Origin of the sequence: Terribacillus sp. FSL K6-0262 (assembly GCF_037977385.1) — a bacterium.
GTDB lineage: Bacteria > Bacillota > Bacilli > Bacillales > Amphibacillaceae > Terribacillus.
This window is the reverse complement of the sequence record NZ_CP150277.1, coordinates 1155001-1168760: the sequence shown is the minus strand read 5'-3', so window position 1 is coordinate 1168760 and position 13760 is coordinate 1155001. Positions and strand designations below refer to the sequence as shown.

Genomic DNA, 13760 nt, shown 5'->3' with positions numbered 1-13760 from the left:
GTTCAATTCATATAGTCGTAAATTCCGATCAGCACCAAGACTGCAATGACAATCCAGAGGATCAGCTTTTTATTGGTACGTCTGCCATACGGACGCTTTTTCCAGCGGTCTGGATCAAATCCCGCCTCGTCATCACCCTGGCGGGGGCGTTTGTTCCGGTAGATCGAGAATGGCTGTGCTTTGACAAGGAAGAGCGGTGCCAGTACAAATCCCGCCGCAGCTCCCGCCAGATGGGCGGTGAGGTTTATATTTGCGGAAAATAGGGACATGATGATACCGACAATAAAAATGATGAGTATCAATTGTGCATTTCCTGGATCGATCAAATGCTTGCGGAAATAAACCATGAACAGATAACTTCCGAACAATCCATAGATTGCACCGGAGGCACCGATATGACTCACGAAGCTATAAGGATCCAGTATATACGTAACGGTATTACCGATGATTCCCGTAAGCAGGTAAAACAAGCTGAATTTCAGCTTTCCCAGCATTTGCTCAAGGGCAGGTCCGAAGATCACCAGGGAAAAACAGTTGAAAAGCACGTGCGAGATGCTGCCGGGGGCGTGCAGGAAAATCGGAGTGACGAGACGCCAGTATTCCCCGCCCGAGATAAATAGATTTACGCCTGCTCCTAATTGATACAGGCTGTTCCCGACTGGCGTCTGAAACAGTCCGGTTATGAGCCAAAGCAGCAGATTGGCTGCCACGATAAAGCTGATAACAGGATAAGCATATAAATATTCTTTAAAGCTTTCGGTCCTGCGGAACAATCGAATTCCTCCTTCATACCTTCTGTTGATCAGCATAGCGCAAAGCATGGAAATTTGCTTTGTTTACATCCTATAACTTTCCTCCCTGCTTTTATACATATAGGGTACAATACTTGGTAGGGAAATTCAGCTGGAAGGTAGGTTGTGCACCCGTGATAAAGGGTATTGGTTTAGATATTACAGAATTAGCACGAATCAAAAAAGCGATAGGGCATAATGAACGTATCCTGGACAGGATCCTGACAAAATCAGAAAAAACGCACTATGAATCACTGACATCCGATAAACGCAAGGTGGAATTCGCAGCTGGACGTTTTGCTGCCAAGGAAGCTTATGCGAAAGCCAGAGGAACCGGATTGGGAAAACTGGGGCTCCATGATATCGAAATTTTACCCAATGAGGCTGGGGCGCCAGTGCTGACATCTGCCGACCAGACAGAGGGGGAACTGGTATTCTTGTCGATTACACATTCGGATGCATATGCCGCAGCGCAAGTCATCATCACACAGGGTGAATAGACTTGTCTGCATATTTTTCAAGCATGTCTCATAGATTGTAGTGCGGGTAGGAGGGAACAGCGTGTATATTGTCACCGCAAAGGAAATGTACGAAGTGGATCGTCATGCGATGGAGGATATCGGAATAAACGGCAGCATCCTGATGGAATCTGCTGGCCGGGCCATCGCTGAACGGATGAAACCGCTGATCGGAACCACGGACCGGATACTTGTCCTCTGTGGCTCTGGAAATAATGGCGGCGATGGATATGTGGTAGCCAGAACACTGCTGAATGAAGGATATGATGCGGCTGCCGTGCAGGTCGGGCGAAATTTGACAGCTGACGCAGCCGTGCATCAGCAAGTCTATGACCGTCTTGGCGGTGAAGTGATGGACGTTGAAGCAGATACATTCCGGCTGGCTTTGGAAAAAGCGGATGTCATCGTCGATGCAATGCTCGGCCTGGGTATCCGGGGGGAGCTGAAAAGTCCCTATACGGAAACGGTACAGGCTGTCAACGATTCGGCTGCACTTGTCATTGCGATTGATTTGCCTTCCGGTGTACCTGCGGATGATGCCTCGGGATTCGATGAGGCGGTCCGGGCGGATTATACCTTCGTCATCGAAGCGCCAAAGCCAAGTGCATTCATCCAGAAGACAGCAGCCTATTACGGGATATGGGATACCGTATCCATCGGTCTGCCAGCTGCTTATTTAGGCAGACAAGCTGGTGCCAGAATATGGACAGTACAGGACGTGAAGCGGTCATTCCCCATCCGGCAGCCTTTCTCACACAAGGGGACCCATGGCAAAGGATTCCTCATCGGAGGAGGAATGGAGATGCCGGGATCGGTTACGATGTCCAGCATGGCTGCTTTAAGAGCGGGAGCGGGTCTTCTTACCGTCGGTACATTACGCCAAGTCATTCCATCTGTCTCAGCTCACTTGGCTGAAGCGACATTCACTGTGTTGGAAGGAGAAAATGGCGTGATAGTCGATACGGAAACACTTGATGTGAGTGCATATGATGGGATCGCCGTCGGCATGGGCATGGGAAGGAGCGAAGCGACAGCAGCCTTGACCAGGCGGGTGCTGGAGCAGGCTGAGGTTCCTGTCCTGGTGGATGCAGATGGCCTTCATCATATCAAATCCGACCTGGAGATCCTGCGGAATAGGCAAGCTCCGACGATATTGACGCCGCATCCTGGAGAAATGGCGATGCTCTTGGATATGAAGGTTCCAGAGCTCCTGGAGCGCCCGTTTGAGCTCGCGAGGAAATTTGCGATTGTACATCAGGTACATCTCGTGCTGAAAGGGACGTATACGATCATTACTGCCCCTGATGGCAGCCAGGTGGTCAATACGACAGGAAACCCTGGTCTTGGGAAAGGCGGAAGCGGGGATGTACTTTCTGGTATCCTGCTGGCCATGCTGATGCAGCATGATGATCTGATGGAGGCAATCGCAAACGGAGTCTATGTCCATGGCAAAGCGGCGGATGTACTGGTCGGCGATATGCATTCGCAGCAGGATCTGCTGGCAACTGATCTCATGAAAGGACTGGCCAAGGTCTTTCGTGACATTTCCGATTGAGGGTGGCATGTTCTCTTTGTTCGCTTTATAGCTGACAAAGGAGTGTGACCATGAAAAGATTTGCTGGTTTGATTGTCTTTGCTGCCTTTTTATTCTTACTAGCCGGCTGCGGCGATGCTTCCCGGGAGGAAGTGGTCCAAAATCTGGAAGAGACATCTGCTGAGCTGCAAGGCTACAAGGCCGAAGCCACTATGAAGCTGAACACAGGAGAAGAACAGCAGGCCTACGGAATCGATATATGGTACCAAAAAGACGACCATTACCGCGTTTTATTGAAAAACGATGCTGACGAGCAAGGCAGTCAGGTGATCCTGCGAAATAAGGATGGTGTATTCGTGCTCACCCCCGCTTTGAAGAAAAGCTTCAAATTCCAAAGCGAATGGCCTTATAACAGCAGTCAGCCTTATTTGTACCAGTCGCTGGTCCAGGATGTCCTGAAGGATGATGATGCTTCTTTCGAGACAACGGAGGAGCATTATGTTTTCCAGACGAAAACGACATATCAAAACAATACGACACTGCCTTATCAAGAGATCTATTTCAATAAAAAGACGTATACACCCGAGCTTGTGAAAGTGCTGGATAAAGATAAGAAACCAATGGTTGAAGTGGCGTTCTCTGCCTTCAAACTGGATCCGAAGTTCACAGACAAGGATTTTGAACTGGAAAATAACCTGACCGGTTCCTTATCCGGCGTGCCTGCTTCGGCCGTGCCAACGGAACAACAAGGGCTGACTGTGCTGTATCCTACTGAAACAGTCGGTGCGACGCTTGCCGAGGAGAAGGAAGTAAGTGTGGATGGGAAGGAACGCGTCATCCTGACGTATGAAGGAGAAAAGAGTTTCACTTTGATTCAGGAGCGTGCGGACGTTTCGGAAACCGCGCCGGCTGCTGCCACACCTGCCAGCGGAGAACCATTCAGCCTTGGTTTCACTGTGGGAGCCATTACATCTTCCAGTCTGACATGGACACATGATGGTGTGGATTATATGCTGGCCAGCGAGGAATTGACCCGGGAAGAAATACAGGAAGTGGCTGCATCCATAAACGGCCAGGCCATGAAATGATGATTCGAAGCAGACGAACCGAGTCTGCTTTTTTGTTTTCCTGTTATAATAAGCAAAGGTAAAAAATCTAGGAGATGAATACATATGCGGAATGACCAATTTTATCGGGATTCCTGGGTGGAAATAAATCTCGATCATGTTGAATATAATATAAAGCAACTGGCAGCACATATCGGAGAAGACAAAGGGATTTATGCAGTTGTCAAAGCTAATGCATACGGACATGGGTATGTCCAAGTCGCGCAGACGGCACTGGATGCCGGGGCCCAAGCCCTGGCTGTCGCCTTTTTGGATGAGGCAATCCATCTGCGCAAAAATGGCATTCATGCAGCCATCCTTGTGCTTGGGGCGACTAGGCCGGAGGATGCGGCAATAGCTGCAGATCATGATATCTCACTGACTTTCTACCGCAAGGATTGGCTGGAGACCGTACGTGCACAGCAATTCCGCAAGCCGCTGCAGCTGCATATGAAGCTGGATACCGGAATGGGAAGATTAGGTTTTCGGACGGAGGAGGAAGTACGGGAGGTCTTGCCGCTGCTCGATGTCCCATCCCTTCACCTTGAAGGTGTCTATACGCATTTTGCAACAGCTGACGATGCGGATTTAGCTTACTTTGAAGGACAGCGGAGTAAGTTTGATAAGCTGTTCCAATCGCTGCGGGAAGAGTGGCAGCACCCAATCATCGTGCATACGGACAATAGCGCAGCCAGTATGCGCTTCGCTGCGGATGAGTCGGATTTTGTCCGTTTTGGAATCGGCATGTACGGACTATATCCGTCAAAGGTCGTCAAAGAGGAACATCCGATCAATCTCCGCCAAGCGTTTTCCCTGCACAGCAGACTTGTGCATGTGAAGCAGCTTGAAGCGCATGAAGCGGTAAGTTACGGTGCAACCTATGAAACAAATAAACCCGAATGGATCGGGACCCTGCCGATCGGCTATGCTGATGGCTGGATCCGCAAGATGCAGGGCTTCGAAGTACTTGTAGATGGCAAACGAATGCCTGTTGTCGGCAGGGTTTGCATGGATCAATGCATGGTGAGGCTTGATAAAGCCTATCCGAACGGTACAGAGGTCGTTCTCATCGGTCCGCAGCAGGATGCATTTATCAGCATGGATGAAGTGGCAGACTGGGTCGATACCATAAATTATGAGGTTCCTTGCCTCATCGCCGCCCGGATGCCTCGCGTTTATAAACGCTCTGGTGAGATTGTCGAAGTCACCAATGCGCTTTCTCCCGGCGAAAGCTTGTAATTTTCGGCAGGAAGCCAGCCTTCCTCCCAAGCTTTTTGTTTGAAAAAGGCTTTTTTTATCAAAAAGTTCCGGAGAGTCCTTTGCAAACACAATGCTCGGATGGTATGATGAAAATGGATTTTTACAGAATCGACCCGAGTGAATTGGTGGAGGTGTATGGTTGTGTCCGAAGGCTTACAAGAAATCGTTGTAAAGCTGCCTAAGAAACTCCTGAATGAGGTGGATGGTTTGATGCAGAATAATAACAATAGTCTCGATCATTTCTTCTATCAAGCAACGAAGTCATACGTGCAGGAAAGAAAGAATATCCGTGAGACCATGCAGAAGGGTTACATGGAGATGGCACGTATCAATCTTAATATCGCTTCAGAAGCTTTCCAAGCTGAAGAGGAGGCAGAAGTAACGTTAGAGCGCCTTGTAAGCGGGGTGTAGGCCCTTGATCGTTAAAAGAGGCGAAGTCTATTTCGCCGACCTGTCCCCGGTAGTGGGATCAGAACAGGGGGGCGTACGCCCGGTGTTGGTCCTGCAGAATGATATCGGCAATCGATTCAGTCCGACCGTCATCATAGCGGCAATAACGGCACAGATCCAAAAAGCCAAGCTGCCGACCCATGTGGAGATCGATGCCAAGAAGTATGGATTTGAGCGGGATTCCGTCATTCTTCTGGAACAGATCCGAACAATCGACAAGCAGCGGCTGACGGATAAGATCACCCAGCTTGACCCACAGATGATGGGAAATATCAATCGAGCACTTGAAATAAGCCTAGGCCTTACAGAGTTCTAGGAACGGACCAGCCCTTACGGTGACGTAAGGGCTTTTTTGTTTTGATTTCAGTCCTGTTGGATTATGGTATATACTAAAAAGCAGCCGCCTTATTGGCAAGGTGGGCGTATTGGTGTTAGATTAATAAGTAGATAAAGTGGCCTTGAGCATATGACTGCAAAAACGGCTTTTTACAAGGTGAACGTTACAATACGGGGGTTTCATGATGGCAAAAAATCTGAAGGAGATTCTGGTTGAAAACAGTGACAATCTGATTCATATGTGGCTTGAGGAAGTCGCAGAGAAACAGAAAAATGTCGTGATTTCCACTATTTCGCAGGATCTTTTCGAAAACACGAACCGGGAATTCGTCGATATCATTTTCGGCAGTGTCGAGAAGGAGAGCTTGACTTCCGATCTGGACAGCTTTACAGAACGAGTCATCAATCTGGGCTGGCCGCTCAGCTATCTGACGGATGGCCTGCAGCTTTTCAAACGCGTCGCAGTGGAGTTCCTTGTCGATCACGAAGAGTTGGATGTCCCTGTGTCGAAAGTGTTAAGGCATGTGGATGAGCTTGTGAATCCGTTCATCAACCAGCTGGTGAATGAATATTCCGGCAACTGGGAAAATACAGTATCCCTTCAGCGTGTCGCATTGCAGGAATTATCTGCACCTTTGATCCCGGTCATGGATAATATCACAGTCATGCCGCTGATTGGAACCATTGATACGGAGCGGGCCAAATTCATCATGGAGAATTTACTCGATGGCGTAATCAAGCATCATGCAGAGGTAGTGCTGATTGATATTACTGGTGTACCGGTTGTGGATACCATGGTCGCACATCATATCATCCAGGCTGCAGAAGCAGTGAGGCTGATCGGGTCCACTTGCATCCTTGTCGGTATCAGACCGGAGATTGCCCAGACGATTGTGAATCTGGGGATAGATCTCAGTAAGTTCCCGACGAAGAGCTCCCTTCGCAAGGGATTCACTACCGCTCTTGAAATGACGAACAAAATGATCGTACAAACAAACAGCGAAGAACAGACGATTGAAGAGCTGATCGATTCGCTTGATGGGAGTGAACAACCGTGAGAATCCCAATATTGAAGCTGCATAACTATTTGCTGATCAGTATCCAGATCGATCTGGATGACCAGACTGCGATTCAATTCCAGGAAGACTTGCTCAATAAAATCCATCAGAGCGGGGCGACAGGAGTGGTCATCGACTTGACTTCCGTCGACATCATCGACTCCTTCATCGCCAAAGTATTGGGCGATGTAGTGACAATGTCCGACTTGATGGGGGCAAAGGTCGTCCTGACCGGAATCCAGCCAGCTGTGGCCGTGACACTTATCGATTTGGGCATTCATTTGAATGAGGTAACGACAGCATTAGATTTAGAACAAGGATTGATCAAATTGCGCCAGGAACTGGAGGAGTGAAAATGGACTTCAGAACCTGTGTGAATATACAGAAAGAATGGGACATTGTCGGTGCAAGACAATTCGGCCGCGACTTTTCGAAAAAGCTGGGCTTTGGGATCGTCGATCAAGCTCGTATCGCAACTGCTATTTCGGAGCTTGCACGTAATATCTATCTTTATGCCGGAAGCGGAAAAATCTGCTTTGATGAAGTGGAGAATGTCGGTTCGCGCGGGATTTGCATCGTCGCAATCGATACAGGTCCAGGTATTAAAGATATCAGTCAGGTAATGGAGGATGGTTTTTCCACATCCGGAGGTCTGGGCGCAGGTCTTCCTGGTGTAAAACGCCTGATGGATGAATTTGATATTACTTCAAAGATAGGCGAAGGGACGGAAATCCGCGTCGTGAAATGGGTCCGTTAGAGGAGGATGATGCCAGGTGGATGCGCTTAAGCTAGATCTGTCCCACTATCGGGAACTGCTCAAGCAATACATCGATACACAGGATGAGTCTGCCCTATATGAGGCGGAGCAGATAAGTAAACGCTCCATCCAGCACAATATATCGCTGGAGGAGATCATCAACACGCATATCAATGCGCTGGAAGATATCTATCCGGATCTTCCAGAGAATATACAGCACTCGATGAGCTTCCTATTGGAGGTGATGATTTCCTACGGTTTGGCGCTTCAGGAATTCCAGGATCTGAGGGAAGAGCAGCTCGAGATCAAATCGGAGATCTCCGTGGCTGCTCGGATGCAGAATACGTTGCTGTCGACTGAAAAGCCTGATGTGGAAGGCTTTGATATCGGTGTTGTCAGCGTACCTGCGAATCAGATGAATGGTGATTACCATCACTTCATTCATCATGAAGATGGTACTGTAGGTATCACAGTGGCTGATGTGATCGGTAAAGGTATCCCAGCGGCATTATGTATGTCCATGATCAAATATGCGATGGAAAGTTTTCCGTCCGAGCATAAAAAACCGAGTGAGATTCTTGAAAGCCTTAATCGGGTTGTGGAGCGCAATGTCGATCCCAGCATGTTCATCACGATGTTTTATGCTCTTTTCAATCCGGAGGCCAGCACGATCACTTACTCATCAGCAGGGCATGAACCTGGTTTTTATTATCATGCTGCCGAGGATGCATTCGAAGAGATCAGGGCGAAAGGGGTCGTCCTCGGTGTTACGGATACGGCCCAATACCGCCAATATGAAAGGGAAATCCATGCAGGGGATATGATCATCCTGCTGACGGACGGCGTTACCGAATGCCGTCAGGGAGATCGTTTCATCGAGAGTGAGGAAGTGCTGGAGGTCATCAAGAGTTTTTCCCATCTCCCAGCACAGGAATTGGTGGAAAACGTATATAAACATTTCGAAAAACTGCAGGATTTTCATCTGCGGGATGACTTTACCTTAATAATTATCAAAAAAGATGTTTGAATCGAGAAGACACGGGTATTACATAGGATGGTAACTAGCCCTTAGGAGGTACATGATGAACTTAACTGTTGACGTACAAGAACAAGCAGGGAAATCAATTGTTCTTTTAGCTGGTGAAATAGATGCCTATACAGCTCCTAAATTGAAAGAAACACTTTTATCCCTGACGAGTAAAGAGGGGAATAAAGTCGAAGTCAATCTGGAGCAGGTGAATTATATGGACAGTACCGGATTGGGCGTATTCGTTAGCGGGTTGAAATCGACGAAAGAAAACAACAGTGAATTGAAGCTCGTACAGCTGCAGGATCGTGTATACCGTTTGTTCGAGATTACAGGTTTGATCGATGTGATCGATGTTGACAAAACAGTACGAGGTGGCTATTAATTATGGAATCTTTCGATTTTATCGAGATCAAAGTACCGGCTAAACCAGAATACGTTGGTGTGATTCGCTTGACTGCTTCAGGTGTTGCAAACCGGATGGGTTTTTCCTATGAGGATATCGAGGATTTGAAGGTTGCAATTTCCGAGGCGGTGACGAACACGGTTAACCATGCATATGAAAAGGATGAAGATGGCGAAGTTACGATCGGTTTCGGCGTATATGAAAATCGTCTCGAAGTGATGGTCGCCGATCATGGCGACAGCTTCAACTTGGATCAAGTAAAAAGGAATATTGGCCCGTATGAGGCAGCAGAACCCATCGAACAGCTGAGGGAGGGCGGTTTTGGTTTATTCCTGATAGATGCGTTGATGGACAAAGTGGAAATCAACAGCGATTCTGGAGTGATCGTCCTCATGACGAAATACCTTCATGAAAATGAGGTGGGGCTAGATGACGACCAAATCTCAACCACACAATAACCGTGAGGATGAGGTTTATAAATGGATAGATCATCTGCAAAAGCATCCCACAGATGAAGAAATCCAAGAAAAAATCGTACTCACATACAAAGACCTCGTCGTATCCATAGCAAGGAAATATTCCAAGAACAGCTCCATCCATGAAGATTTGGTCCAGGTCGGCATGCTGGGCCTGCTTGCAGCAATCAGGAGATATAATCCTGATTTCGGCAAATCCTTTGAATCATTTGCCATCCCGACAATCATCGGGGAAATCAAACGCTTCATTCGTGATAAGACATGGAGTGTCCATGTACCGCGGCGGATCAAAGAGCTGGGTCCGAAAATACGCAAGGCAATCGATGAACTGACGACAGAAAATCAAAAATCCCCGACCGTGGCTGAAATCGCTGCTTATCTGGAAGTGTCCGAGGAAGACATTTTGGAAACGATGGAAATGGGCAAAAGCTATAAGGCATTGTCTGTCGACAGAAAGATTGAGGCTGACTCGGATGGCAGCACGGTGGCTATCCTCGATTTGGTAGGCTCGACGGATAATGGCTACGAAGACATAGACCGCAGAATGCTGCTGGAAAAGGTGCTTCCAATTCTCAGTGAGCGGGAGCAGGAGATACTTCGCTGCACATACTTCGAGAATATGAGCCAAAAAGATACAGGGGAAAGACTCGGTATTTCTCAGATGCATGTATCGCGTCTGCAGCGCAGAGCTTTGCGTAAACTGCGGGAGGCCCTGCAAGCCGAAGGTGCGGACAGCTTTGAGTGATTTCTATCTCCATATGGATGTGTCGGCGTTTCAGGAGCCTAAAAAAGGCAATTATTATTGCGGAGATAGTTATTTCTACCATGAATCGGAACATGAATTCATCTGTGTGCTGGCTGATGGACTTGGAAGCGGGGAATTTGCCAAAGAGTCATCACAGGTAGTGATAGATGTGATCCGTGCCCATGTGCATAGCGGAATCGATGAGCTGATCAGAAGATCGAACGAGGTATTGGTCGGTAAACGCGGAGTCGTGCTGGGTATCTTGAAGGTGGATTATCGGACAAGCACTTATTCCTTCACTTCCATTGGCAATATCGGGATCATGACAATCACAAGTGGTAAAAAAGAGCGATGTATACCGAGCCAAGGGTTTCTTGCCGGGTATCCGAGGAAATATAAGATTTCACGGGGAATCCTGCAAGATGATATGATATTCGTTATGTTTTCTGATGGTGTTTCCGATAACGAGCTTACGCAGGAACTTTTCAAGGAAAAGGATGTTCGGAAAATAAGGGATATGTTCGCTCTCACCAAACAAAAGCCGCATGAAGATGATATAACATTGATTGCCATGAAATACACAGAATAGGATTGGTACCTCGCGCAGGTGCCGATCCTTTTTTTATCTGCCCAGCAATTCTGATACAATGAGGATAGCAGCAGTCAGGAGGAACAAAATTGGAACCATCGATTCAAGACAGGCTCATACAATGGGTCGAAAAAGAAACATCCATCAAACAATCATCCATCAGACAGGTCATCCACCTGCTGGGAGAGGGAAATACCGTACCGTTTATTGCCCGTTACCGGAAAGAGCAGACTGGAGCTCTGGATGAAGTTGAAATCAAGGCGATTCAGGATAAGTGGGAATATGCACAGCAGCTTCACCAACGGAAAACGGAAGTGATCCGTTTGATCGAGGAGCAAGGAAAACTGACAGAGGAGCTCAAGCGCGACATTCTGGCTGCCATGCAGCTGCAGCGCATAGAGGATTTATATCGTCCATACAAGCAAAAGCGGAGGACAAAGGCAACGATTGCGAAGGAAAAAGGATTGGAGCCCCTTGCAAAAGGACTTTATGAACAAACCATCCGAGATCCGGAAAAAGAAGCGCAAAACTATCTGGATCCTGAAAAAGAGCTGCATTCCGAGGCGGAAGTGCTGCAAGGTGCCGGTGATATAGTAGCGGAATGGATCAGTGAGCAACCGGCTTTTCGGGATTATATTAGAGATAAGACAGAGAAGCAAGGTGTTCTTTTGACCAAAGTCAAAAAGGCGGAAGACGATGACAAAGGCGTATACGAAATGTACTATGCGTATCAGGAGCCGATCCGGCAAATGGCTTCCCATCGGACCTTGGCTGTCAACCGAGGTGAGAAGGAAGGGATATTGCGTGTTACGATCGAGCCGCCTGTGGATGTCATCCTAGCTTATCTTAAACGTAAAATCATCAGACAAGGGGCATCTGCTGAAGTAGCTGCAGCATTGGAGGCAGTGATCGAGGATAGCTATAAGCGTCTCATCCAGCCATCGGTGGAACGGGAAATTCGTTCCATGCTGTCGGAGAAGGCAGAGGAACAAGCGATTAAAATTTTCTCGGAGAACCTGAAAAATCTCTTGCTTCAGCCGCCATTGAAGGGCCGCGTCGTATTGGGAGTGGACCCGGCGTTCCGCACAGGATGTAAGCTGGCGGTTATCGATGAGACAGGGAAGCTGCTGGAAAAGAATGTGATTTATCCTACAGCGCCACGCAACGATGTCAAAGGAGCCAAAAGAATCGTCGATGCGTTGCTTGAAAAGTACAATGTCGAACTGATTGCCATTGGAAATGGAACTGCATCAAGGGAAACGGAGCAATTCATTGCGGATGTGATTCGTCAATCCGGAAGCAGTGTCGCTTATATAATCGTAAACGAAGCTGGCGCGAGTGTGTATTCAGCATCGGAATTGGCAAGAAAGGAATTTCCAGATCTGCAAGTGGAGGAACGTAGTGCTATTTCCATCGGCCGCAGAATACAGGATCCTTTGGCAGAGTTGGTCAAGATCGATCCGAAATCGATTGGCGTCGGACAATATCAGCATGATGTCAGCCAAAAAAAACTCAATGATTCCTTGGGGTTTGTCGTGGAGACTGCAGTGAACCAAGTCGGGGTCAATGTGAATACAGCTTCCGAATCTTTGCTGCAGTATGTATCGGGATTTAGTAAGACGGTAGCAGCAAATGTCGTGAAGCAGCGGAATGAGATCGGTAAATTCACCTCGCGCAAGCAGCTGAAAGCCATTCCCAGGCTTGGAAACAAGACTTATGAACAGAGTATCGGCTTCCTGCGTGTCTTGGACGGTGAGGAGCCGCTTGATAGGACGCCGATCCATCCAGAGAGCTATACAGCTACAAAACAGCTTCTGGAGCGGCTTGGTGCAACTGTGGCGGATATAGGGAGCGCGCAGCTGCGGGAGAAGCTGGCGGAGCTTGACATCGACCAAGTTGCTGCAGAGTTAGGTATTGGTCGATTAACGCTCCAGGACGTCATACAGGCGCTGAATCAGCCGGGGAGAGACCCGCGTGATGATTTGGCTCAGCCATTATTGAAACAAGATGTATTGGCAATGGAAGATCTCAAGGAAGGAATGGAGCTCCAGGGAACGGTCCGGAACGTAGTGGATTTCGGTGTGTTCGTCGATATAGGAGTCAAACAGGATGGACTCGTCCATATTTCCAAAATGTCGGATAGATACGTAAAACATCCGATGGATATTGCTTCGGTAGGGGATGTTGTCACTGTCTGGGTGGATAAAGTGGACATTGACAAACAGCGAATAGCCCTTACAATGGTGAAGTGACAACAGCAGTGACAAACCCCTGTCCCGTTTGGGACAGGGGTTTTAGCCGCCGTTGGAATGCTGTTTCCGCTTATAGAAGAACCAGCATTGATTCAACACCTTCAATTGGTTAACGTTTTTTGTGAGAAAAGCTTGTGATAGTTGATTTTTCAACCAATTAGGCATTCTTTTTACCTCCTGCAGCCCTTGGATGTCGGGAAAAATGAATGTCTGCAGCATTATATGCATGAGAGAAACAGGAGGTGCCTATGTAATGAAAGAAATAACGATGCATAATCTGCAGCAGATAGTTGAAGAAATTTCAATTATGTGGTTTCAAAAGCCATTTGTAGATACTGCAAGGTATAATAATCGTCTCAGGACGACTGGAGGCAGATACCTGCCCGGGAAAAGGATCATTGAGATCAATCCTAAGTATTTGGATGAGCTTGGACAGGAAGAAACGATTGGAATCA

Annotated in this window: 18 protein-coding genes (1 of these 18 running past the window's edge); 16 read left to right on the top strand and 2 right to left on the bottom strand. The window is 47.8% G+C overall.

The window, feature by feature from the left end; translation table 11 throughout:
- Positions 1-2: 2 nt before the first annotated feature.
- On the bottom strand, positions 3-773 hold the full coding sequence (locus tag MHI54_RS06015; RefSeq protein ID WP_095216923.1) for a rhomboid family intramembrane serine protease: 771 nt from the start codon (positions 771-773) through the stop codon (positions 3-5).
- A gap of 152 nt (positions 774-925) precedes the next feature.
- Here MHI54_RS06015 and acpS point away from each other — a divergent pair, with 152 nt between their 5' ends.
- The 15 genes from acpS (at position 926) to MHI54_RS05940 (ending at position 13305) form a co-directional block, all read left to right on the top strand.
- On the top strand, positions 926-1291 hold the full coding sequence (gene acpS, locus MHI54_RS06010; RefSeq protein WP_095216953.1) for a holo-ACP synthase: 366 nt from the start codon (positions 926-928) through the stop codon (positions 1289-1291).
- Positions 1292-1352: 61 nt separating this feature from the next.
- Positions 1353-2864 (top strand): NAD(P)H-hydrate dehydratase, encoded by a 1512-nt coding sequence (locus MHI54_RS06005; protein WP_095216922.1) that lies wholly within the window; start codon positions 1353-1355, stop codon positions 2862-2864.
- Positions 2865-2914: 50 nt separating this feature from the next.
- Positions 2915-3931: an outer membrane lipoprotein carrier protein LolA gene (locus MHI54_RS06000; protein WP_095216921.1), complete on the top strand. Its 1017-nt coding sequence runs from the start codon at positions 2915-2917 to the stop codon at positions 3929-3931.
- Positions 3932-4015: 84 nt separating this feature from the next.
- On the top strand, positions 4016-5188 hold the full coding sequence (alr, locus tag MHI54_RS05995; protein WP_095216920.1) for an alanine racemase: 1173 nt from the start codon (positions 4016-4018) through the stop codon (positions 5186-5188).
- A gap of 156 nt (positions 5189-5344) precedes the next feature.
- Entirely contained in the window at positions 5345-5620 is a 276-nt protein-coding gene (locus tag MHI54_RS05990; protein WP_095216919.1) for an antitoxin, read from the top strand.
- 4 nt (positions 5621-5624) lie between these two features.
- The gene (locus MHI54_RS05985) at positions 5625-5975 is read left to right on the top strand and encodes a type II toxin-antitoxin system PemK/MazF family toxin (RefSeq protein ID WP_093727599.1); all 351 of its coding nucleotides are present in this window, start codon (positions 5625-5627) and stop codon (positions 5973-5975) included.
- A gap of 205 nt (positions 5976-6180) precedes the next feature.
- The gene (locus MHI54_RS05980) at positions 6181-7053 is read left to right on the top strand and encodes an STAS domain-containing protein (RefSeq protein ID WP_340082928.1); all 873 of its coding nucleotides are present in this window, start codon (positions 6181-6183) and stop codon (positions 7051-7053) included.
- The gene (locus tag MHI54_RS05975; protein WP_038558142.1) at positions 7050-7406 is read left to right on the top strand and encodes an STAS domain-containing protein; all 357 of its coding nucleotides are present in this window, start codon (positions 7050-7052) and stop codon (positions 7404-7406) included. The genes MHI54_RS05980 and MHI54_RS05975 overlap by 4 nt, the downstream gene beginning before the upstream one ends.
- A 2-nt stretch (positions 7407-7408) precedes the next feature.
- The gene (locus tag MHI54_RS05970) at positions 7409-7810 is read left to right on the top strand and encodes an anti-sigma regulatory factor (RefSeq protein ID WP_095216917.1); all 402 of its coding nucleotides are present in this window, start codon (positions 7409-7411) and stop codon (positions 7808-7810) included.
- A 16-nt stretch (positions 7811-7826) separates the two neighbouring features.
- Positions 7827-8837: a PP2C family protein-serine/threonine phosphatase gene (locus tag MHI54_RS05965; protein WP_095216916.1), complete on the top strand. Its 1011-nt coding sequence runs from the start codon at positions 7827-7829 to the stop codon at positions 8835-8837.
- Positions 8838-8892: 55 nt separating this feature from the next.
- Complete coding sequence (locus MHI54_RS05960) at positions 8893-9222, top strand: anti-sigma factor antagonist (protein WP_095216915.1); 330 nt, start codon at positions 8893-8895, stop codon at positions 9220-9222.
- 2 nt (positions 9223-9224) lie between these two features.
- Positions 9225-9701 (top strand): anti-sigma B factor RsbW, encoded by a 477-nt coding sequence (gene rsbW / locus MHI54_RS05955; protein WP_095216914.1) that lies wholly within the window; start codon positions 9225-9227, stop codon positions 9699-9701.
- Complete coding sequence (gene sigB / locus MHI54_RS05950) at positions 9673-10464, top strand: RNA polymerase sigma factor SigB (protein WP_093727605.1); 792 nt, start codon at positions 9673-9675, stop codon at positions 10462-10464. Before rsbW ends, sigB begins: the two co-directional genes overlap by 29 nt.
- Entirely contained in the window at positions 10457-11053 is a 597-nt protein-coding gene (locus MHI54_RS05945) for a SpoIIE family protein phosphatase (RefSeq protein WP_233135138.1), read from the top strand. Before sigB ends, MHI54_RS05945 begins: the two co-directional genes overlap by 8 nt.
- An 89-nt stretch (positions 11054-11142) precedes the next feature.
- Positions 11143-13305: a Tex family protein gene (locus tag MHI54_RS05940; protein ID WP_340082620.1), complete on the top strand. Its 2163-nt coding sequence runs from the start codon at positions 11143-11145 to the stop codon at positions 13303-13305.
- Between the two features lie 42 nt (positions 13306-13347).
- On the opposite strand, the gene cmpA is transcribed toward MHI54_RS05940, so the two are convergent.
- Positions 13348-13470, bottom strand: coding sequence for a cortex morphogenetic protein CmpA (gene cmpA, locus MHI54_RS05935; RefSeq protein WP_095216911.1), 123 nt, complete (start codon positions 13468-13470; stop codon positions 13348-13350).
- Positions 13471-13558: 88 nt separating this feature from the next.
- Between cmpA and MHI54_RS05930 the strand changes: the two genes are divergently transcribed.
- Positions 13559-13760 carry the 5' end (the start) of a SprT family protein gene (locus tag MHI54_RS05930; protein WP_340082616.1) on the top strand. Its footprint extends 275 nt past the window's final position, so 202 of the gene's 477 nt are visible here — the first part of the coding sequence; it begins with the start codon at positions 13559-13561; its stop codon lies off the right edge, out of view.